Origin of the sequence: Bradyrhizobium sp. CB2312, from assembly GCF_029714425.1 — a bacterium.
GTDB lineage: Bacteria > Pseudomonadota > Alphaproteobacteria > Rhizobiales > Xanthobacteraceae > Bradyrhizobium.
The window spans coordinates 5,774,825-5,795,012 of sequence record NZ_CP121668.1; the positions used below are offsets into that span (position 1 = coordinate 5,774,825).

At 57.9% G+C, this 20,188-nt stretch carries 15 protein-coding genes; 8 read left to right on the forward strand and 7 right to left on the reverse strand.

Features of this window, described 5'->3' with window-relative positions:
• Nucleotides 1–67 precede the first annotated feature (67 nt).
• Entirely contained in the window at nucleotides 68–736 is a 669-nt protein-coding gene (locus QA642_RS28440; protein WP_283079801.1) for a phosphate ABC transporter ATP-binding protein, read from the forward strand.
• Nucleotides 726–1,550 (forward strand): ABC transporter permease, encoded by an 825-nt coding sequence (locus tag QA642_RS28445; RefSeq protein WP_283079802.1) that lies wholly within the window; start codon nucleotides 726–728, stop codon nucleotides 1,548–1,550. The genes QA642_RS28440 and QA642_RS28445 overlap by 11 nt, the downstream gene beginning before the upstream one ends.
• An 830-nt stretch (nucleotides 1,551–2,380) precedes the next feature.
• Here QA642_RS28445 and QA642_RS28450 read toward each other — a convergent pair.
• Nucleotides 2,381–2,779, reverse strand: a complete 399-nt coding sequence (locus QA642_RS28450; protein WP_283079803.1) for a response regulator — start codon at nucleotides 2,777–2,779, stop codon at nucleotides 2,381–2,383.
• A gap of 508 nt (nucleotides 2,780–3,287) precedes the next feature.
• Complete coding sequence (locus QA642_RS28455; protein WP_283079804.1) at nucleotides 3,288–3,743, reverse strand: hypothetical protein; 456 nt, start codon at nucleotides 3,741–3,743, stop codon at nucleotides 3,288–3,290.
• Between the two features lie 590 nt (nucleotides 3,744–4,333).
• Between QA642_RS28455 and QA642_RS28460 the strand changes: the two genes are divergently transcribed.
• Nucleotides 4,334–6,370 (forward strand): carbohydrate-binding domain-containing protein, encoded by a 2,037-nt coding sequence (locus tag QA642_RS28460; protein ID WP_283079805.1) that lies wholly within the window; start codon nucleotides 4,334–4,336, stop codon nucleotides 6,368–6,370.
• A 524-nt stretch (nucleotides 6,371–6,894) separates the two neighbouring features.
• On the opposite strand, the gene QA642_RS28465 is transcribed toward QA642_RS28460, so the two are convergent.
• Both QA642_RS28465 and QA642_RS28470 read right to left on the reverse strand, forming a co-directional pair.
• Nucleotides 6,895–8,022 carry a glycosyltransferase family 2 protein gene (locus QA642_RS28465; protein WP_283079806.1) on the reverse strand — a complete coding sequence of 376 codons (1,128 nt, stop codon included), beginning with the start codon at nucleotides 8,020–8,022 and terminating at the stop codon, nucleotides 6,895–6,897.
• On the reverse strand, nucleotides 7,967–9,037 hold the full coding sequence (locus QA642_RS28470; RefSeq protein WP_283079807.1) for a glycosyltransferase family 4 protein: 1,071 nt from the start codon (nucleotides 9,035–9,037) through the stop codon (nucleotides 7,967–7,969). The genes QA642_RS28465 and QA642_RS28470 overlap by 56 nt, the downstream gene beginning before the upstream one ends.
• Nucleotides 9,038–9,492: 455 nt before the next feature.
• Here QA642_RS28470 and QA642_RS28475 point away from each other — a divergent pair, with 455 nt between their 5' ends.
• Nucleotides 9,493–9,771, forward strand: a complete 279-nt coding sequence (locus QA642_RS28475; RefSeq protein ID WP_283079808.1) for a hypothetical protein — start codon at nucleotides 9,493–9,495, stop codon at nucleotides 9,769–9,771.
• Nucleotides 9,772–9,852: 81 nt separating this feature from the next.
• On the opposite strand, the gene QA642_RS28480 is transcribed toward QA642_RS28475, so the two are convergent.
• From QA642_RS28480 to QA642_RS28490, 3 genes are all read right to left on the reverse strand, one after another.
• On the reverse strand, nucleotides 9,853–10,545 hold the full coding sequence (locus tag QA642_RS28480) for a class I SAM-dependent methyltransferase (protein ID WP_283079809.1): 693 nt from the start codon (nucleotides 10,543–10,545) through the stop codon (nucleotides 9,853–9,855).
• A gap of 80 nt (nucleotides 10,546–10,625) precedes the next feature.
• A complete protein-coding gene (locus QA642_RS28485; protein WP_283079810.1) occupies nucleotides 10,626–11,846 on the reverse strand; it encodes a glycosyltransferase family 4 protein in 1,221 nt (406 codons plus the stop codon).
• Nucleotides 11,847–11,942: 96 nt separating this feature from the next.
• Nucleotides 11,943–12,785: an FkbM family methyltransferase gene (locus QA642_RS28490; RefSeq protein WP_283079811.1), complete on the reverse strand. Its 843-nt coding sequence runs from the start codon at nucleotides 12,783–12,785 to the stop codon at nucleotides 11,943–11,945.
• A gap of 238 nt (nucleotides 12,786–13,023) precedes the next feature.
• Here QA642_RS28490 and QA642_RS28495 point away from each other — a divergent pair, with 238 nt between their 5' ends.
• The 4 genes from QA642_RS28495 to QA642_RS28510 all read left to right on the forward strand — a co-directional run bounded on the left by QA642_RS28495 (nucleotide 13,024) and on the right by QA642_RS28510 (nucleotide 20,078).
• Nucleotides 13,024–14,985 carry a hydrolase gene (locus QA642_RS28495; protein WP_283079812.1) on the forward strand — a complete coding sequence of 654 codons (1,962 nt, stop codon included), beginning with the start codon at nucleotides 13,024–13,026 and terminating at the stop codon, nucleotides 14,983–14,985.
• A 122-nt stretch (nucleotides 14,986–15,107) separates the two neighbouring features.
• Nucleotides 15,108–16,514, forward strand: coding sequence for a hypothetical protein (locus QA642_RS28500; RefSeq protein ID WP_283079813.1), 1,407 nt, complete (start codon nucleotides 15,108–15,110; stop codon nucleotides 16,512–16,514).
• A complete protein-coding gene (locus QA642_RS28505; protein ID WP_283079814.1) occupies nucleotides 16,511–18,568 on the forward strand; it encodes a glycosyltransferase in 2,058 nt (685 codons plus the stop codon). Before QA642_RS28500 ends, QA642_RS28505 begins: the two co-directional genes overlap by 4 nt.
• 88 nt (nucleotides 18,569–18,656) lie before the next feature.
• Entirely contained in the window at nucleotides 18,657–20,078 is a 1,422-nt protein-coding gene (locus QA642_RS28510) for a lipopolysaccharide biosynthesis protein (RefSeq protein WP_283079815.1), read from the forward strand.
• Nucleotides 20,079–20,188: the final 110 nt, after the last annotated feature.

The following is a 20,188-nucleotide window of genomic DNA, read 5'->3' on the forward strand; positions in this document are numbered from 1 at the left end:
GGGCGAGGCAGCAGCACCGACGGACACATCTAGCGCTGGCGACAGCGGCCCTCAGGGAGCGCTCACGGTGTTGGAGACCAGGCACCTGTCGCGAAGCGTGGGACGGCGGCTGCTCGTCCAGGACGTCGATATCCAGGTTTCGGCCGGCGAGATTCTCGCTGTCGTCGGTCCCAGCGGAGCCGGGAAATCATCGTTCCTCCGGCTGCTGAACCGGCTGGATGAGCCCACGGCCGGCACAGTTCTGCTCAGGTCCTCGGACTACCGCTCGATCGCCCCGCGGGAGTTGAGGCGGCGCGTCGGCATGGTCATGCAGACGGCCTTTCTCTTTCCCGGCACGGTTGCCGCGAACATCTCTTTCGGACCGCGGCAACGCGGGCAAGCCATGGCGCCCGTGCAGATTGCAACATTGCTCGAGCGGGTCGGTCTGTCGGGATTCTCCGATCGTGACGTAGGCCATCTTTCCGGGGGTGAGGCCCAGCGCGTGGCGGTGGCTCGAACGCTCGCGAACGACCCTGAGGTTCTGCTGCTCGACGAGCCGACCTCCGCGCTCGATGAGGCATCCGTGCACGGGGTCGAAGAGCTTGTGCAGGGGGTTGTCCGGGAACGTCGAGTGGCTTGCGTGATCGTCACCCACAATCGCGAACAGGCCGTCCGGCTCGCGGACAGGACGATGATCCTGGAAGCAGGCCGGATTGTCAGGATCGGCGCCACCAGGGAGGTTCTGCATGATGTCTGAGTTGCATGTCAGCATAGGTCGCGATGTGCTGATGGGGCTGGCCCAGGCCGTCGCCGCCATCGTGCTGTGTGCAGCGGTCGTAGCCCTCTGCCGGTGGCAAGCGGTCCGCGTGGAGCGCGAGGCGGCCATCTCGATGGCGCGCGGCCTCATTCAGATGGTGTTTGTCGGCATGATTCTGGCCGTGCTGCTGCATGGCAGCCTGATGGTCGGACCGCTCATCCTGTTGGCGATGACAGTTGCAGCGGCATTCACGGCCGCCCGCCGCCTCCGCAGAATGGATGGCGCGTTGCTGCTTTGCTTCTGGGCGATTACCGCTGGCGCCGGGACGGTGATCGCTGCGATGCTCGCGACCCGAAGCCTTCAGGCGGACATCGCGATACTCGTGCCTGTAGGCAGCATGATCATCGCCAATGCGATGAATGCATGCGCGCAGGCGGCAGAACGCTTCCGGGCCGAGATCATGGCCCATGTCGGCCAGATCGAGGCAGGGCTCTCACTGGGCGCAGAGCCTGCGGTTACGGTTGCGCCTTATCTTCAGAGCGCGGTGTATGCGAGTCTTCTGCCTCGCCTCGATATGCTCAAGTCTCTCGGGCTGGTCTGGATCCCGGGAATCATGGCCGGCATGATGGTCTCTGGCGCCAGTCCCGTTTACGCGGCGATCTATCAATTCGTCGTCGTTGCCATGATCCTGGCGGCGTCAGGTATTACCGGCCTTGTCGCCACCGTTCTCATGCGCTCACGGGTATTCTCTTCTGCCGCGCAGTTAGTGCTTCGGCCCACGGAAACGTCAACGTCGAGCTCTGCAGAAGCGTAGCCATGTCTGTTCCTCGCCCATCTGCGAAGTCGCGCCTCCGCGGTAGGAAGTCCGCTCGTTGAGCCAGAGCGGACCAGATTTTCTCAACCTGAGTTCTTCGCGTTTTGACCCGCAATAGAAATGCGGGCGTTGGCCCTCAGGAGGCCGCATTTCAAGTCAGCCAGCACACTGGCTCTGCCAAATAGTACTCCGGGCCTGCCAAGGCCACATCACAATGGGCCACAGTGTTTGCCGCCTTTGAATTTTACGCCATACAGATGCTCGTCTCTCCACACAACTTCGCACCTCAGAGTACTCTTGAACCCGTCAACCGATAGGTCAAGCTCATCGGCGAAAATGTGGACCGGAGAGCTAAGGCAGGCTCCTTCGTCGCTGAGGTTTCTCACAACACATGGATGAACTCCACGAATGTCGCGAAAGCGGATCAGCGCGGGTTGATTGACTAAAAGCCGTTTTGAGGCACGACGTTCTAACATCGGGATACTCCCCCGAGGGCCGTTCATCTTTTTTCTTCCGTGCTGACTTGGAGTGGCTTTCGTGTGTGTGTGCATTTTGTACTCGGCAGCCGTCGCCGGTTCATAACGGCATGCAACGGAATGGCAGTCGGGATGATGTTAAAGGCTCACATGATAGGCGCTGGCGCTATCGTCCCTCGTCACGACCACCCATGTATTTTCTCTCAAATGGGGTCGGCTACTCGCCAATTCTTCGGCAAGTCTTTGAGCTGCACGAAAAGCATCTATTTCGTGCTCAAACACGAGGCCGCCGGGATCATCGACGTTTTCTGTACCGCAAAGGTCAAAGAAGAATCGCGCCACTGAGCACCAGGGCTAGCGGGCGGCGTCATCTGGTGCTTTGAGACCCAAGCAGCCGTTGACGAGGTTGGAAACTGCCGTCACGAGCTGCGCGGGCGCGAACGGTTTCTGAAGCATTATGCTGTTGGGCACGCCCTTTACCAGCCATTCGTCAGCGGCCACGCCGGACATATAGACCACGGGGAAGCTGGGATCGACCTCACGTGCTGCGCGCGCCACCTCCCAGCCGTTGAACCTTCCCAGGAGATTGATGTCAGTCACGAGGCCGCGGTATGTAACGAGCCCCCCTTTAAGGAGAGTCACGGCCTCCTCGCCGGTCCTTGCGACAGCGGTCTCGAAGCCCCCCTCGTTCAGCACATCCTCAACAAAGCTCTGGATCGCATCGTCATCCTCGATGACCAGGATGAATGGCATTTCCGTCAAGGCTCCCCCCCGCACTCGCACTTTTTCTGGATGTTACAAAGTGCACAGAAGGACAAGGTTCCAGGGCACGGGAAAATTTGGCAAGCGGTCTGTCTGATCAAGCCGGAGATTTCGTCGCCTTCGACTTTTGGCGAAGGAAGCTGACCTCCAATTCCTCGCCATTCACTCGGTCAAGCTGGCATCGGCGATAGGCAAGCCCCGTCGAGGAGAGCAGAAGAAAGAACTCCTTCAAAGCTAAACCGCCTACTCATCGGAAGCAAACGTGTCAAGGTCGTCGTGTCTGGACAAGGGATTCTCAAGCGAAACCCTCCGCGGCCGTTCTGGACTACATTGCGGCGGAAGCGATAGGCAGGCAACCTTCTTAGATTGACGGAGTGCTCGTGGCGTTCGGCGCGACGCCAGCGGCCCCAAGCCATTATAGGAAAAGTGGAGAAGACGCGCGGTCCATGAGGAGGTACCGAATTAGCGAGCAGAGGTCGCTGCAATTTGCGCCGCCAAGCTAACCTTCGCGCAAATACGGACGGAGGTTTTCGAGGCACTTGATTGCCGAAGGAGTAGACAAAGCCTCCCAGGCGACATCGTAGATCAGGCCAACTAGCTTCCCGGCCTGCGTGTCAGCCGCCGGCGACCACACTTCGAACTTGGTGTTTACCGTCGGCGTCCGACAGTCGACCTTGATAGTGATTCCGTCGAAACCGAGACTCCTTTCAATGTCGAGCAGCGCAGCCAGGATGCCATCCAGTTCGGTCCAGAATCGGGCGGCCTCATTTGGCGCAACGACTTCTCTGTGAGTGAACGGGTGCTCGAACATGCTTTCGGCTGACGTCAACTCCACGATCGTACAGTTCGGTTCAGCGGTCATACGCCTGATTTCGGCATCATTGAGGTTTGCACGAGGCGCCTTAGGTGCAACGAAGAACGTATAGACGCCCTTGTGCCACCAGCCGGATGCCATAGCTCGCGGAAGCGATCTTCACCATTGGAGCACCGAGGCGCCCATTCCATCATTAAGTTCACCCGCAACGACCGGCGCGCCTTTTATCGGCGGCTCGGATGGCCGCATCATCACGGGCCCATCACCAGAAGGCGTTCACGCGCTTGGCGCGAAAGCCGCGAGATCGCGCCGGAAGATTTTTGCTCGCCACTGCCACCGAGACCTCGACAGGACCGATACTGGCGCCGCACCCGCCAGGCCATTCCTAAACTTCACGTTGCATGTCGCTATCTTCTCTTTTGGTCGAGAAACGCTCCACGTCGCTCAAACCGTGATTTGACCATCGCGCACGATCGCGCCGTGCCACGGCGCGATCCTCGTAGCAATCGAGCTTAACGAGCTACGGCAACGCGCCGCAGAGCCTCGGCTGTGCGTGCTGTGTCGTAGGTGGGCAATGCCGTGGATCAGCGACCCAACCTTGCCCCTCTGATTAGAAATTAGTCACATCGGCGTCCGGTCGAATTACACCGTGTACCCCTTGTGCAGCCGAGATCAGATACGCTTAATTCGCTCGGCCGCTTCAAGCGACGCTTTCCCAAGGGAGGAGCCCGATGATCGACTTGACAGGCTACAAGCTCACATTCGATGACGAGTTCAACGCGCGGAGCATCTCGCTGACGGGCGCTGGCACAACCTGGGGCGATACGCGAGCGCAATGGCTCGGCGACGCCTTTTCAGACGTTGGGTTCGGCACCAGCTCGTTTGTCGATCCCGGCTCGGGCTATGACCCCTTCTCTGTCTCTCAGGGCGTGCTTTCGATCACCGCCGTTCCCGATCGAACGCCTTATGGAGTTCCCGGAGCCTGGGAATCCGGCTTGATCACCACACAGGGACATTTCTCCCAGACGTACGGCTACTTTGAGATCCGTGCGGATTTCTCCAACCTGCCCGGCGCATGGGAAGCGTTTTGGCTTTTGCCCGACCACCCGCTCCCTGATCCAGCTGGAGCCGGACACTGGCAGGAGCTCGATATCGTCGAGAACTATGGCGTCAATGACGCGGCCATCTTTAGCGGCATCCACACCACGGACCCGGCGCCGAACCAGAACTGGCAAGCGCTGCTCCAGGTGGCGAGCCTGATGCCGAACCCGGCCGGCTACCATACCTACGGCATGAATTGGGGGCCCAACCAGATCAGCTTCTACATTGATGGCCAGTTGATCGGGACGCGCGCGACTCCGAGCGACATGCACGGCCCGATGTATCTGATTGCGGACCTCGCTACGCAGTCGCCCGCTTCCGGCGGCGGCGTGCCGATCACTGCCTATATCGACTACATCCGCGTCTATTCTTCGGATCCAAACGCGCTCGCCGTTGTGCACGATACCGTCTCCTCGCCCGATGGATATGATCCCGGCCTCTACGGCGCCCAGGAGGCTTCGCAGACGTTTCCGCCGCCGTTGGGCTCCTCGACCGTGATCGGCACCGGACCGGACCAGTTGGTGTTGAAGATCAGCGAGGACGCTTATCTCGGTGATGCGCTATATACTGTCTCGGTCGATGGCGTGCAGATCGGCGGCACGCTCACCGCGCACGCCTCCCATGCGGCTGGACAGGACGAACTCATCACGGTGCAAGGCGATTGGGCTCAGGGCGACCACACCGTGCTGGTTCGCTTCCTCAACGACCGCTGGGACGGTACGCCACAGAGCGACCGCAACCTCTATGTCGACGGCGCGACTTACAACGGCGTCAACGATGCAGCCGGCGCGATCGGAAACGCCGTAGGACAAAGCTTCCTGTTCACGGACAAGTCAGGCGGAACGACAACGCCGCCGCCCACCACGCCCTCTCCGCCGCCGCCGACGGGCTCCACGACCGTGATCGGCACCGGACCGGACCAGTTGGTGTTGAAGATCAGCGAGGACGCTTATCTCGGTGATGCGCTGTATACTGTCTCGGTCGATGGCGTGCAGATCGGCGGCACGCTCACCGCGCACGCCTCCCATGCGGCGGGACAGGACGAACTCATCACGGTGCAAGGCGATTGGGCTCAGGGCGACCACACCGTGCTGGTTCGCTTCCTCAACGACCGCTGGGACGGTACGCCACAGAGCGACCGCAACCTCTATGTCGACGGCGCGACTTACAACGGCGTCAACGATGCAGCCGGCGCGATCGGAAACGCCGTAGGACAGAGCTTCCTGTTCACGGACACGTCAGGCGGAACGACAACGCCGCCGCCGACCACGCCCTCTCCGCCCACCACACCCTCTCCTCCGCCGCCGACGGGCTCCGCGACCGTGATCGGCACCGGACCGGACCAGTTGGTGTTGAAGATCAGCGAGGACGCTTATCTCGGTGATGCGCTGTATTCTATCGCGGTTGATGGCGTGCAGATCGGCGGCACGCTCACCGCGCACGCCTCCCATGCGGCGGGACAGGACGAACTCATCACGGTGCAAGGCGATTGGGCTCCGGGCGACCACACCGTGCTGGTTCACTTCCTCAACGACCGCTGGGACGGCACGCCACAAACGGATCGTAACCTTTATGTCGATCAGGCGACCTACAACGAAGCGGTGGTTCGGGGCGGAGCGATCGGAAGCGCGGTTGGACAGACCTTCATCTTCCACGACTTGCTGTGATGTTGTGGCAGCGACGCGGAACGAACCAACAAAACTGGCCGTGTTCCAACGCTTGGTCAAGGCTGCCGAGCCCGGAGTGCGCCAGTGACGGTCAGGCCAATTGAGCGTCAGCACTCATCAGCTTCGCAAGAACTCCTTCGGGCTGCTCTCATGGTGCGGGTCCGCATAATGAAAAGCGTCGTGGCCCTAATCTTGTCGGCATGGCAAGGCGCATTGGTATGAATCGACCGGCAACCCCAGAAGACATACAAGTCTCCCGGCGTCATAGCGATCCGTACAAATCGCTCCGGGCGCAGCTTGCTCGCAGGACTCCACTGAGTTAGCTTGTTGTCGAGTAGAAGCTTGTTAATCAAGTTGGTTACATAGAACCATCTGATCGGCCGAACACTCGATATAAGGATCGGTTCGCCATTTTCCTTACCGATGGGAACTTCTATTGGACGCGCGGAATGATGCCTTCTCTTCACTCCTCGGTCACGTGCCACAGCCCTGCCATTGAGAGGAGGCCGCGCGGCTATCTCGCGTTAGCTCCGGAAAGGAGCTGAGATCGCGCGAACATAAGCTTTGGCCGATCGATGTCCGCCTTGGGACCGAATGGCGAGCAATGCTTTGGCTGCCCTGGTCGGCAAAAAAGCCCCGAACACGAAGAACGCGGCCATCGCAAGCTTTCGAGCGGGCGCATAGGGTTCCACTAGAAGCCCCACGAGTAGCGCCGCAACGCTGGTCGATCTTCGGGCTCTCCCCGTCACGATCTCAAGGCAATATTCGCGCTCACGATAGTAGAAGGCTTGTTGAGGCTGGATCAGCTCACGCCCGGGCGCGAGCCGCCTTACAATGTCACGGAGGTGCTCTGTGCGAAGCGCGAATCGCCGCATATCACGCTCGAGCACGGGCGCCGTCGGAAGCTGCCCGAGCCGGGAGTCATTTCGGCCATGCACGCGATAGTGCCCCAGCTCTTCGGAAAGGCTTACGACATCGCCAAACAGCGGGGCAGCAAACAGAATCACGCCGTCAACTGCTTTGTCGTAGTTAACTTCGCGCAGCAGTTCGCACACGTCACGGCGAAATACATTGCCGGAAGTTGGCGGCGTCTTATACACACCGCGCCTGAGCACTTCGTCCAGCACGCGGTCACGCTCTCGAAACGTATCGAGTGAGCAAAATGGACCCAAAGGATTGCCATCGGCATCGATCAGTGTAAGCCCGAATTGTACCTTCGCAACGCGCTCGTCCAACTTGTCGAGGAGCTTCGTCAGTGAGCCGGGCTTCAATTCGTCATCGGCATCGAGGAACAATATGAAGGGTGCTTGCGTGGTTCCCAATCCGTAGAGGCAAGCCCCCAGCTGCCCCCTATTCTCGATCTTGAAAGCTTTGACACCGGAGCGGGAAATTGTCTCCCACGAGTGGTCAGTTGAGCCGTCGTCTATAACGACAAGTTCGCAGGCATCGCACTTCTGATCCAAAACGCTTCTGATCGCGCGTTCGACGAACGATTCATAATTGAAGCAGGTAATGATAATAGCCAGCTTGGGAGCAGAAATAGCACCCGTTCGCGTGAGTGCATCGCTCCTGAATGGGTTGCCAAATGTACTTGTTTCAAGCGCGCCCATGAACGTGCCGGGACGCTTCTTCATAAATCTGAAGCGTTTCACGGGCCACCCGATCGATTGTAAGAAAATCGAGATTGATTTGACTGTTTTTCTTCCACTCCAGCACGGCTTGTTTGTCCTCCAGCAAGGAGCGCAGCACTACGGCAAGCCCCGCCGGATCGCCCGTCGGAACGAGGATCCCCGCTCTGCCGCCATCGAGCATTTCAGGAATTCCATCCACGTTACTCGCGACAATAGCGCAACCAGCTTCGCGCGCCTCCGACAGTACCAGAGGGGCGGGATCAGCATGCGACGGAAGTACGAAAACATCTGCCCCGAGCAAAAATGGAAAAGGATTGTCTTGAGCACCCATGAAGGTGACTGCCTCCGCACACGCCATCGAGCTAACTTGCGTCAAATACTCGGCCCGGTGCGGACCATCGCCAACGATATACAAATGCGCGGTAGGGATGACCCTGTGCACCGCCTCGAACGCGGAAAAGAGGTCAGCGAGACCCTTTCTCGGATGAAGCCCGCCGACAAAAACCACTGCGGGCGATTGAAGTGAGGCGGGACTACGATCCTGCTTTTCGAGCCGTGCCGCACCGATTGTTCCATTAAGCACAACGCGGATCCGCGATTCTGGGACACCGCGTTTTCGCATTGAAGTCCCGACGGCAGCGCTTACGGCGATTACTCGTGCGCCAAGCCCCATGAGAATTGCGCTTCTCTCAAATTCGTTGTGCACGGTTGTGACCAGTGGAATCTTGAGCAGTTTGCAAATTGGCCAGGCAAGGACGGCACTCGTCATCATGTGGGCGTGTACGATGTCCGCTCGCCAATCACGCACGAGCCGATACAGCAGTGATGCGCCGTCGACGAGCTTCTTCGGTCGACGCTCAATGCACACCTGCATTATTTCCACGTTGCTCGAGGCGAGCAGCGGATCAAAATCTCCTCCGCTGCTTGCAACAGCAACCTGATGGCCCAATTTGGCCTGGGCACACGCTAAGTCCACGGCGGCATGAACATGGCCATTCAGGCGGCGCGTATGGTTGAGCAATTGCAAAATGCGCATCGAAACCTGCTTGAACCCACGTCCCGATTGAGATGAGCCTAATGTTCGGCTTGGCAATGGCAAAGCACTGTTTATAGGCTGGGAGTGCGACGTCCATTTGCATGGCCACCCGGCGCGCAAATGTGCAGCCGCCCGCGAGATGCCGGTTTGGCTGCAAGCAAAAAGCTCAAGCGGGAGAAGAAAGATACGAGTTCTGCCGCGAGCAAAGTAGTTCCGAGGTATCTTTATACCTCCAGCTGAGCGGTATCACAATGCTGAGACCGTTGGAGTACGTCCACAGAATCTGCATTTTCGCCCCAAGTTTAGGCTGTTTTGTGTACAGCAGGTGTGATCTTGTCGTGTCGATCAGGTTCCGTTAGACGATCGATCACCGCCGGGCAAAATTGCTGGCGGTCGGTGACGCACAACCAACCTCAATTCTTCTGAAGAGGCTTCGCACGCCTCGAAGGCACAACATGGAATACGCCGCAATTGGGCTGGCTATTTTCGGAGCGCTCTTGGGACTCCGCTTCCGATTCCGCGTATTGCTGCCCTTCCTTTTGCTCTTGTTGTTTGTCTCGCTCTTTGTTGCGTTCGAGCAGCGGCTCGGTAGAGGTGAAACTGTGCTGCTAATCGCAGCCGGCCAGATCATTTTGCAAGCCAGCTATGTCGTTGGACTCGCAGCTCGCCGGATTTTTCGCGCGACGCACCACAAGCTGCCTGCGACTGACAAGCTTCCAGTAACGGAAAAGTAGTTAAGTCCCGATGACGGCGGCCGGTTGAGCCAGTCCGTGGCGTGATAGCCATGATTATGATGGATGCGACGGAGCACATCCTCACGTCGCAACGACCAGCAGCGAGTAGCCGCCAAGCAACCGGACTGCAAGATCAGGTTCAGCCGCAAAGAGCAACCGGCGCGGCAAGCGCATCAGACGACTGGTCCAGGCTTGATTCGGCAATTCCAGGCGGCTGGCCGTATAGCAATAGTCTACAATCGTGTAACCGCAATCCTCAAGGGTCGCTAGCGCAGACTGTTTGAAGAAATAATGAATGTGGCCCACGTTTCTTCTGAGTTCAGCAATCGGCCACGCTCGCAGAATGGATTGCGCGGATAAATCCAAAGGGATGTGAAAGACCTTGAACGTGCCAAAAGGTCGCAATCGCTTAATGAACGAAATGTAGTCCTCCACATGCTCTATGACATCAATGATAAGCACAACGTCGAATTGCAAGTTGGGTTCGTCCAGCAAGTCCTTTAGGTAGAACTGCGTGTGATGCGTCGCTTTCGGTGCTGCCCGCCGAAATGCATCAGGTGAGACTTCGTAGCCTGACAAGCGCGCTGTAGGAAACGTTCTTTCTAGATTCAACAGAATTTCACCGGTCCCGCACCCGATTTCGCATATATGCTCGTGCGGCAGATTGTTTCTTTTCATTATGTGCTCGATTTGACTGGCCTTCCAAGGCGCATCTTCCTCATGCCACGTAGGGTTGTTTTTGCCATAGCTGTCCCCTTCGTATAGCTCTTTCATTGAGAAGATCCCTTCTTGCTTAAACTGTCGCGCATCAAATTCGGCAGATGAAGCAGGGCCGCATCTTAAAAGACAAAAGCTCAATCAACGCGAAGCCGGTATCGATCGACCGAGCTGCGCAAACTGTCCGCCAGCTGAGTATACAGTACCTTGGCGTCATAGTGCGTTCGTACGGTCTCGATGGCGGCCCGACCAAGGAATTGACGATTTTTCCAGGCATCAAGGATGGCCGCTGCCAATGCCTTCACGTCGCCGACAGGGAACAGAAGGCCATCGACACCAGGCGTCACAAGCTGCTCGAATGCCCTGATCCGGCTGAGAACCACCGCCGCGCCACAAGCCATCGCTTCTAGTACTGCGAGAGCGACCGCCTCGTTAGCTGAGGGCATCGCATAAACTCCGCAATTCCGAAGAAACTCGCGCACGTCAGATCGACCGACAAACCCGCGAAATCGAACTCTGTCGGACAATCCGAGACTTACAACAAGCCTATCCAAAACGTCTCTATCCGGCCCTGTGCCCACGATATCCAAGGTCCATTCGTCTGGCAGGTCGGCTAAAGCCCGAATGAGATCGCTGGTTCGCTTTTGCCTGTTCGTCAACCGCGCAATTGTCAGGATAGTCTTCCCCCGCGTTGCGGCGGTGTCAGGAAAGAATTGGGCGACGTCACACCCATTCGGCTGCAATCGGGATCGACCACCATAATGCCTAACGACGTCGCATTCGCATTCGGTCTGGCTGTAGCAAAGCGCTGCACTCGAAAACGCCCCGCGCTTGAAGAGCTTTACAACACGGTCCGGCAACCCGCCGTGATCTGCACCGACGACCGGCACATCGACTCGACCTACCAGATGATCGAACCTTCCACTCCAGTACTCTTGAACGTACAGAAGATCGATCTCGTCTTCTCTCAAGGCTTGGTTAAGGGATTGCATAAAGGCGATCGTGTTCAGCCGTTCCTCGGCATAAAGAGACCAACGCGTCCGGCGGATCAGCCGCTTCACCCATATGCGCTCGATCAGATTGTACCAATCGTCAAGCGGCAAAAACCGGACGGCTATGCCGAGATCCGTGTCATACCTCCCGGCCTCGCGGAGTGACGGAATGTAGAGCAATGGAGTGATGCCATTTTGCTTCAAACCGCGCGCGTAGTACCACGCCCAGTCGTTTCGGTAGCTCGCGAGATAGCTCGATCGCGTCTGATGCAGGACCCAACCGAAGAACCCTTCGAACGAGCTGCAACTAAGCAGCATTGCTACTTTGATGGATTCTCCTTCGGCCATGGGTTCAACTACCGGCATGGCGGATGCACCCCACATGCGTCGGCAGCGCTCGATTCATCCCAACACGATCCTACTCATCGGCTACCGCGAATTGGCAGAAGGGCGAGCACGCGATCAAGCGTTGCCGGCCGGACTCGTTCGCGATCCATTTCCATCGCCCCCCGCCCCCACGCGCACGTACCAGCCATCCCATTGAGAAAACTCTTTGAAAACCCGTGTATACCCGTGTCTTGTCAAAATCGCATCAATTGCCGCCTCGGTCTTCCTGTTCTGCTCGACCGAGATAAGATCTATCGCATACCGCGAGAAGTCGAAGGCACGTAGAATGTCGTATTCGCTGCCTTCGGTGTCGATAGACATGTAATCGATCTTCGCCGGCGCGTCATGATCGATAAGAAGCTGATTGAGGGTCACAGTCTCGACTTGTATTTCCTGACCCGCTGATCGCACTTCTGCAAAATGATCGCCACCAGCGAACTCGGCGACGCCGCTCAGCTCCGGATCAACCGAGTCCGTAATCAGAAATTTCACCTTCGTACCCGAGCTCGAGCTGACACATCGTCGGTCGATGCTCGAGCTGCGATTTTGCATAAGCGCCAAATGCCAGAGCGGATTTGGCTCAGCTACAATTCCCTTCCAGCCAAACTTTTTCTCCAACAGCCAGGTGTTGCTATTCAAAATTCCATTGGTTGCTCCAAACTCGACAAAAAAGCCTCCGCGCCTCTCGCCAAGCTCGTACCCCACCCAGAGATCCTGGAGTATCTGTGATCGGGATTGATGGCGATTCACAAAGCAATACGCCAAAAACCGAATCTCCTCCATTCGGCTAAAGCGCTCGACCTCAATACGTTGCAGGCGGATCGCATTAAACATCATCCGACGGAGCGAAGGACTTTTCGCCGCCCGACTAGCAAGCGACGCAAGTGCCGAAAGGCCGCGCTTCGCAAAAACTGTCATCGTCTTGCTCTAAAAACAATTCGCTCAAACAACTCGTCTTCAACATCAACCAAGGACATTAGCGCAACTCTCATCAACGCCACCCAGCGTGGTCGACCTCGAATTGGCACGCAAAATGCTACAAGGGATCAGTTCATATGGGCAACAGCTAATTTTGGAACCTTGTAGTGCAGATCATAACTGCAGGCGTTCGGTGTTTTAAATCGAGGTAGTCGTCACCAGTTTGGAGTTTTCGATTATGAGTCCACAGGAACTTGCTGAGTGCATCAGCGCTTCCGGTGCGATCGATCTGATTTCGACTGATGTCTTCGATACGCTTCTGTTGCGAACAACGAGATCTGCTCGCTCACGCATTAGGCAAGCTGAACATTTATTCAGCAGATCTCTTGCCTCGCGCGGGTGGCAGATTGAGCCATCGTTGCTGATCACCGCTCGAGCTGAAGCGGAACGACTGGCATTCAGGGCCCTCGAAGCCGGCAGATCCGGCGAGGTCCGATTGACGGACGTCATCGGACGGCAGCTCAAACTGCTAGGCCTTCCAGCCTCAGAGATCGCGACGAGATTGGCGATCGAGCTGGACGTCGAGAAAAAGTCACTTGTCCCAAACCGCTACTTGGCCAACGTCCTGCTCGCGAACCGTCATGCTGGTCGCCGTATCGTTGCCGTCAGCGACACGATGCTATCGGCCGAAGATGTGCGCGAACTTATTCATCACTTTTACGTCCCGGATCTCATCGGCCAGATCTACACTAGTAGCGATTGTGCACGTACGAAGCGGCGCGGCGATTTGTTTCCATATGTTGCGGAGGCGGAAAGCGTGTCGCTGGGTCGCATCCTGCATATCGGCGATGACGTCCGCGCCGATCTTGCGAATGCGTCGGTGCACGGCATCACTGCCGTTCATACGCCACGTCCGATTTGGCTGAGCCATCTTCGCAAGGCAAACGGAGCTTTGGCCCTGATGAGGAGCGCTCTCTCGTCCAGGACGCAATTTGCTAAACGGCCGCCGGCGCCTCTGGAAAATGCCCATGCGTTTGGACGTTTCGTCCTCGGACCAATCGTTACGCAATTTTGCGTGCGGATTTGGCTTTATGCCGCCGAAGTTGAGACACACGACAGATCTGCGTTGCTGTTTTGCGCCAGAGGGGGCGTCGGAATTAGGGAAGCATTCGAGCGGGTCCTCGCAAGACTTTCTCTTCCCCTGGGAATGCGGCGGGGCAACTTCATGGTTTCGCGACTAGTCGCCGCGCGGGCCGCGATTCTAACGCGCAGTTCTGCCGCGGTTGAGGAACTTTCCCGCGAATTCCGCGGTCGCTCGTTTTCAGACGTAGCGAGCGCAATCGGCGGACGGCGGTATAGCCTTCCAGACCGGTGGAATGAGCCGTTTGCCGCGGGGGACTTTCTCGACATGCTTTTTCACAGTTCCGGTGAAGCGGTGTTGTCGGACATTCGGCAGCAGAATGCGCGGTTCGAGCGCCATTTTTCAAAGCTTCGGAACGATACCTCGCGGATCCTACTTTGCGACACAGGCCTTTACGGCAGCACTCAACGCCTGATGGCGAGCGCTTTCCCCGCACTCAGTATCGAAACTATTCAATTCGCCCGGGCGAATTACAAAGGACATGGGGAGGAGCATTTCCCAAAAGTCGCGGGCCTATTGGTAGAGCGAAATTGCTATAGCCCTCTCGACATACACTCATGCGTCCTGCGGTATTGGCATCTCATCGAGAGCTTGTTTGAGCCGGCGATTCCTTCGGTTCGCTCGTTCGTCGAAGACGGGGAGGACGACGTCGCGGCCAATTGCGGCGACATCCGCTACGGATTCATTGATCCAGGCCACAGAAATGACCTTCTCTCAGGAGCACTAGGTTACGTCGATGAGCTTTCGATTGAAGGCGCAGTCAAAGCATCGATAGACACCGAGTTAGCCTGGGTTCGCCTTAAGAAGGCCATCACGCGCCCCACTGCGGAAGTTTTGCATTGCCTCGACCTTCCTGCCCGCTCGGTTGATTTTGGCCGGCCGGATGTCCTGAACGTGTTTCGCCCACACCAGGCTAGGCCGACCTTGAGCAGATTAGCATCGCTCCGAGCTGAACTGTGGCGCGAAGGTGCGATAGCGCGGGAATTCCCCGTACTGAAGCATGCTCTCCTCCCTATGCTCGATTCCATGCACTCAGTGCGAGCCGTGATAGCGCGCTAATAGTACGGGCTGCCACCAACTGAGGAACGATCCCGCGAGTCTGCAGCATCGATTTGGCCAAAACAGGATCTGGTGACGAAGGACGTCATGGGAGCTTCCGGTACAATCAGGGTTAGCGCGCAATGAGTGTGGAACCGATCGGAGTGCTAACCGTCCTGCTCGGTTTGCTTTGCCTGCCTCTCGGCCAGCGAGCCACATTTAGCGTGCTCATCTGCACAACCCTATTCGGAGCTGCCGCCGCCATTCTCGTCGGCAGTGCGAACATACAACCAGCTCACCTGTTTCTGGTTTTTGTGCTTGCAACGGTGCTTTCCCAGCGGCACGTGGCCGCGGCGGCAATCAGATCCGTGAGCTTCGGCCAGCCCGGCTTTTGGCTGTTATGCCTGGTTGTTTATGGAGTTGGCTCAGCCGTCCTGCTTCCGCGGCTGCTGGCTGGGGGAACGCAGATTGTTCCATTGGGAGCGTCGGAATATGCCAACACCGGGTCAACGGTCCCTCTTGGCCCGGTGTCAAGCAATTTTACGCAATCCATTTACATGATAGCCAATCTCACCTGTTTTGGAATGACAGTTGCGATCGGTTCGAGCCTTGGCGGCTTTCGGACCATTGTCACCGCGCTAGTGAGCTACTCTGCGGGCAACGTCCTGCTAGCGATGCTGGACATCGGCACATACGCTACCGGGACGCAGGCTCTCCTCAGTTTCATGCGTAATGCTCGGTACACCATGCACTTCGACGATGAGCTGAATGGCGCAAAGCGCATCGTCGGTTCTTACCCGGAAGCATCCGCCTTTGCGCGCGCGACACTGGGTGCCCTCGCATTCACGGGTACGCTCTTTCTCTTCGGCAGGAACGCCACCTTGACCGGCCTTTTGGCTGCCGCATCGTTCGCTCTCGTCATTCTATCCACGTCTTCTACCGGGCTCGCGAGCGCTCCGTTGGTGCTCTTGTTCCTATATATCTCAATGCTGCAGCGTACTGGCTTTGACTCCGCTCGCCCTTTCAGTTCAGCAGCGGCACTATGCGCCCCTGTCCTTCTGATCACACTGATCCTTGCTGTACTTCTCGATGAGAGAGCCTCGGAAATCGTGCAGCGCTATGCGGACACGCTTATCCTCAACAAGTCGTCTTCGACTTCGGCCATCGAGCGCAGCTCCTGGAACAGCTATGCGATGCAGAACTTCTTTGATTCTCTTGGATTGGGTGTCGGGTTGGGGACCGTACGCACGTCGAGTCTTCCGATCGCACTCCTCTCGAACGTCGGAATCCCCGGAACGACATTCTACTTGCTTTTCGTGACGACGGCGCTTTTCGGGCAACGAAATGCGCCCCATACGTTTGAGGCGGATGCCTGCATTGCAGCCCGGACCGCCTGCCTGGCGCTCATGATAGGAGACACCTTAGCCGCTCCCACGGTGGAGCAAGGCCTGCTGTTTTACGCTCTTGCCGGGCTTGCGTGCTCCTCCCCTCGTGACCAGCTTGCACCCGTCCTGCTCGCGCCCTCCCCCGCATCGGGAGCGAACGCATGAGCTCGTCCGCCAACTTCGGCATAAATGGCCGGTTCTTGACTCAACCGCTGACTGGAGTTCAGCGGTACGCCCATAATGTCGGCGCCGCCATGAGTAGATCACTCGCCGCGCGGGGCAAAGAAGCCGCGATCATTGCCCCAGCTGATGCCGTCGATCCGGGATTCCAGTCTATCCCCCTCATAACCGCCGGGCCGCTTGCTGGGCATCTCTGGGAGCAGATAGTGCTTCCGGCGCGATGGCCGGACCGACTCCTCAATCTTTGCAACACCGCGCCAGCGATCAAGTCCGATCAGGTGGTATGTATTCACGACGCGAACGTCTTTGTAGCGCCGCAGAGCTATCGCTCACTGTTCCGCACGACGTACCGAACCCTGCAGCCGTTGCTGGCCAAGCGTGCTGCCAGGATTGCGACTGTCTCAGCCGCCTCGGCCCGCCAAATTGCTTGTCACCTTCCTGTGCGCGCCGCCGACATTGCGGTCCTTCCAAATGGCCACGAACACGCACTGACTTGGGAGCCAACTCGCGCCCACATCGCCCCCTCAGCCGTGCCCGATGGACGTTTTGCATTGGCGCTGGGGTCGCGTGCTTCCCACAAAAATCTGCAGCTCGTTCTCAGAATCGCACCGGAACTTGCTGCCATGAATCTCGGCATAATCATCGCAGGAGGAGGCGCGGATATTTACGCTCCCGAGAGCCTGACCGGCGCGCAAGGGGTAAAACTGCTTGGCTACGTTACGGATGACGATCTCGCGTACCTGATGGAACGAGCGTTGTGCTTGCTCTTTCCGTCGTGGACCGAGGGGTTTGGGCTTCCCATCATTGAAGCGATGGCCCGTGGATGTCCGGTCATTTCGTCCAACCGCGCCAGCATGCCTGAAGTGTGTGGCGATGCAGCCCTGCTTGCCGCGCCCGACGATCCTGCCGAATGGCTTCGACAGATTCGACAGCTCGCAAGTTCGACGGAGCAAAGAACTGAACTTGTCGGAAGAGGACGCGAGCGGCTCCGACATTTCTCATGGGAGAGTACCGCCGCCGGCTATCTCGAACTTATGCACGAACCCAGACGCGCCTTGAGCGCACCTACAGTGAAAGCCCTGCCCCTACCGAGCATAGCCGTCGTCGTCGCAACGCGAGGCCGCCCTGAAATCGTCACCGCCACCCTTACGCACCTGCTTCGTAATCAGACCCTGCAGCCCAAGTCCATTGTCGTCTCAGGCGTCCTGCCGGAGGACGCCGGCGAAGCGGCGAATCTACCGGGCGTTCGAGTTGTCCTCGGTCCTCCTGGATTGCCGGCTCAGCGAAATACCGCCCTCGCCGCCCTGGGCAATGCCGCTGAGGTTGTGGCCTTCTTTGACGATGATTTTGTCGCCGATCCGGACTGGCTGGCGGCTGCCGCCATGATTTTCCGCGACGAGCCGGATGTCATCGGACTTACGGGCTATCTCCTTGCTGATGGCATTCACGGGCCGGGACTAAGCTTTGACGAAGCGCGGAGCATCCTTGCAGCAAATAACAGCCCGCAAGGCTCGATGTGGATTGAACCGTTTAGTCCCTATGGCTGCAACATGGCTTTTCGTGCCGCGGCGATCGGCGAAACGAGGTTCGACGAGCGCCTTGTACTTTACGGCTGGCAGGAAGACAGGGACTTTGGCGCGGCGCTCGCAAAGCACGGGGGACGCCTGATCAAATCTGCGCATGCGCGTGGTGTTCACATGGGTGTCAAGGGCGGGAGGGTCGCGGGAGACAAACTAGGTTATTCCCAGGTGGTCAATCCGATCTACCTGTTGCGCAAAGGCACGATGACTGCCCGTCAGGCAGCGAGCCATATCTTTAGGAATGTCGCCAGCAATCTCGCACGTTTTTTGAAGCCCGAACCGTTCATCGATCGTCGAGGTCGGTTGCGAGGAAACATTCGCGGCCTCTCTGACGTACTGCGAGGACGCATTGAGCCGGAACGTGCGACAACGATCATGGGCACTGGTGACAAGATGAGGTCAGTCACACAAGTACCCCTCTCAGCGAAAGGCAATGGTGATGGGACTGCAGGTTTGTGATGCGGGTCGGTCCGCAACCTTCCGCAGTAATGCGGCTGCGTTAGCGGGTCCGCAACACAACATGGTCATGAAAGGCTAGGCGGCGCTCGTGCTGACTCGCAAGACCATCTTCGGGGCTGTGTGGACGGTCTCGTCCAGGTTGTCAGGCCGACTCATCGACTTCTTTACTCTTCTTGTTCTGGCTCGGCTTCTGACGCCCGGCGACTTTGGGCTTACGGCGATCGCCGCTACGTTGATTACGATCGCGGATATGGTGCTCGAGGTACCAACGCTCCAAGCCCTTACGCGATTGCCCCATGTGAAGAAGTCACATCTGGATACAGCATTTACCCTGAGCATGATCAGGGGCGTTATACTGGGCTCGGTGCTGTTGCTCGCCGCATGGCCGTTTGCACATCTTTACAAGGATCCCCGGCTCGTCGCGCTGATTCTGGCGAGCGGGATCGGACCCCTAGCACGCAGCCTCTACAGCCCGGGCATGGTTGAATACGTCCGCAGCATGAGTTTCAGGCAAGTGTTCCTTGCTGAGATCGCCGGCAAGCTGATCGCTGCTGCAACCGCGATCGCCCTGGTGTCACTCGGAGCTGGTTATTGGGCAATTGTGGCCAGCGGCATCTCTGCGGCCTTAGGGGCCACATCGATGTCATACGTGTTGGCACCCTATAGGCCGCGCCTGACGCTCTCCGAGTTTCGGGAATTCTCGGCTTTTCTCGGCTGGCTCAGCGGCGCGCAGATCCTAATTGCCTTAAGCTGGCAATTTGATCGCATCCTCCTCGGGTTCTCATTAAGCAAAGCCGCACTCGGTCAATACACGATCGCCAGCGACCTCTCGGTCATGCCCACTCAAAGCCTGATTGGCCCGGCCATGCAGCCTCTCATGGCGGCATTGGCGCAGATCAATCCAAGCACGGACCGACTGCGCAAGGCGTATTCGAAGGCATCCCGCTTCACCATGCTCCTTGCGGCGCCAGCCTGCATCGGCATGTCTCTGACATCTGATCTGATCGCCGAGGTCCTGTTGGGTCCGCAATGGCACGATGCCGGCCTCTATCTGCGGTGGCTTGCTCTCTCGACCGTCCTTAGCGCCTTCTATCAGCCTCTGCATTCTCTGGCGCTCGCGACCAACCAGACCAGTTTGGTGTTTCGGCTGACCTTGGTTGAACTGTGTTCAAAGGTCGTTCTAATGTTTCTTGGTCTGTATTTTTACTCGCTGATCGGGGTCATCGCCGCGCGCGGCCTGGTCTCCTTCATCTTGTTTGTCCTCTCGCTTCGCGCCGCCCGACAACTTGTCGGCACCAATGCGGCTTCGGAATTAGCCAAGCTCTGGCAAGTGGCCGCTGCATGCGCAGTCATGACCGTTTTGGTTATCGTCTTGAGACACACGCTTATTTGGACACGGATCCCGGCTCTGTTGGAGCTGGGGACGGTCTCGCTATTTGGCGGCGCAGTCTATGTGGCTTCGCTGTACGGCTTTGGAATCCGACTCACAAAGAGTTTGAAGGCCGTGTGATTCATGACCGGAATTAGCGCATCTGCTAGTGATATCCGCGGCCACCATCAATCGGAGCCTGTCCTATGAATGGCCGTATGTTTGCAGGCGGAGGCGCCCTCCTCGCCTTG

Excerpts from the sequence above, each read along its gene's own strand:
- QA642_RS28455 (WP_283079804.1), bottom strand. The coding sequence starts at position 3,743 with ATGGCATCCGGCTGGTGGCACAAGGGCGTCTATACGTTCTTCGTTGCA.
- QA642_RS28495 (WP_283079812.1), top strand. The coding sequence starts at position 13,024 with ATGAGTCCACAGGAACTTGCTGAGTGCATCAGCGCTTCCGGTGCGATC.
- QA642_RS28490 (WP_283079811.1), bottom strand. The coding sequence starts at position 12,785 with ATGACAGTTTTTGCGAAGCGCGGCCTTTCGGCACTTGCGTCGCTTGCT.
- QA642_RS28445 (WP_283079802.1), top strand. The coding sequence starts at position 726 with ATGATGTCTGAGTTGCATGTCAGCATAGGTCGCGATGTGCTGATGGGG.
- QA642_RS28485 (WP_283079810.1), bottom strand. The coding sequence starts at position 11,846 with ATGCCGGTAGTTGAACCCATGGCCGAAGGAGAATCCATCAAAGTAGCA.
- QA642_RS28475 (WP_283079808.1), top strand. The coding sequence starts at position 9,493 with ATGGAATACGCCGCAATTGGGCTGGCTATTTTCGGAGCGCTCTTGGGA.
- QA642_RS28460 (WP_283079805.1), top strand. The coding sequence starts at position 4,334 with ATGATCGACTTGACAGGCTACAAGCTCACATTCGATGACGAGTTCAAC.
- QA642_RS28500 (WP_283079813.1), top strand. The coding sequence starts at position 15,108 with ATGAGTGTGGAACCGATCGGAGTGCTAACCGTCCTGCTCGGTTTGCTT.
- QA642_RS28470 (WP_283079807.1), bottom strand. The coding sequence starts at position 9,037 with ATGCGCATTTTGCAATTGCTCAACCATACGCGCCGCCTGAATGGCCAT.
- QA642_RS28450 (WP_283079803.1), bottom strand. The coding sequence starts at position 2,779 with ATGCCATTCATCCTGGTCATCGAGGATGACGATGCGATCCAGAGCTTT.
- QA642_RS28480 (WP_283079809.1), bottom strand. The coding sequence starts at position 10,545 with ATGAAAGAGCTATACGAAGGGGACAGCTATGGCAAAAACAACCCTACG.
- QA642_RS28505 (WP_283079814.1), top strand. The coding sequence starts at position 16,511 with ATGAGCTCGTCCGCCAACTTCGGCATAAATGGCCGGTTCTTGACTCAA.